We start from the raw sequence: 317 nt of genomic DNA, 5'->3' as shown, positions 1-317 counted from the left end.
AGGATGACGAGTTAAGAATTAAATTCTCAAAAACTATAAATGGTGTAGAAGAGAGGATTTTAGTAAGAGAATCTCAAAAACCCCACGGTGCTTTTGAGATTTCTGATATGGAAGTTCCTATTTCGTTTAGAGGGAACCGATACTATATGTGTATGCCTTTTAAATCAGGGGTTGAAATTAGAGGTAATACAGTCTCGGTGGATATGGCATACCAAATCGTAAGACCCTTCATCGAGTTTAAAAATTGTGTAGTAGTATTTGTAACAGCAAAAAAGTGTTCTGAAAACTTAATGAATTATATAAAAAAATTGAAAGAT

1 protein-coding gene is annotated in these 317 nt (G+C 32.8%); it reads left to right on the top strand.

The annotated features are described in order from the left end of the window. Positions 1–317 (top strand): hypothetical protein (locus R0J87_RS19230; RefSeq protein WP_498888243.1); only part of this gene is annotated, 317 nt, incomplete at both ends.

The organism is Halomonas sp. SIMBA_159 (assembly GCF_046536035.1).
In the GTDB taxonomy this organism is placed as follows: Bacteria; Pseudomonadota; Gammaproteobacteria; order Pseudomonadales; family Halomonadaceae; genus Vreelandella; species Vreelandella venusta_A.
This window is presented reverse-complemented; position numbering and strand designations above follow the sequence as displayed.